This is a genomic window from Paenibacillus sp. 32O-W (assembly GCF_007679495.1).
GTDB classification, from domain to species: Bacteria; Bacillota; Bacilli; order Paenibacillales; family NBRC-103111; genus Paenibacillus_L; species Paenibacillus_L residui.
In genome coordinates this window covers 1-285 of the sequence record NZ_VEGP01000214.1, presented here as the reverse complement: position 1 = coordinate 285, position 285 = coordinate 1, and the positions used below count along the sequence as shown (strand labels likewise).

Annotated in this window: 1 pseudogene; it reads right to left on the bottom strand. The window is 51.9% G+C overall.

The features are described from left to right. Positions 1-208 (bottom strand): annotated as a pseudogene (locus tag FS806_RS25495) (IS110 family transposase); the annotation flags it as partial. Between the last annotated feature and the right edge of the window lie 77 nt (positions 209-285).

The window sequence follows — 285 nt, the reverse complement described above, 5'->3', positions numbered from 1 at the left end:
TCTCTGAGCGCCGTGCTCGAGTCAAGACATGGAGCTGACGCTGCATGCCATTCAAAAGCTGGTTTTCAGTGGCTTTGTTGCTTTTGATGGCATGGGCGATGGCCACAAGATCAAGATCATCTGTTTTGCACCAATTCAGTGCGCCGGCGCGTTCCTCGAAGGTGGTATACGGATTCAAGATCTGAACGTGGTACCCTCGTTTCGCCATCTCGCGGACGATGTCTTCATAGTAATGGCCTGTTGCCTCAATACCCAGGAACAAGCGAACAGCCTCTGTGGCTGTAA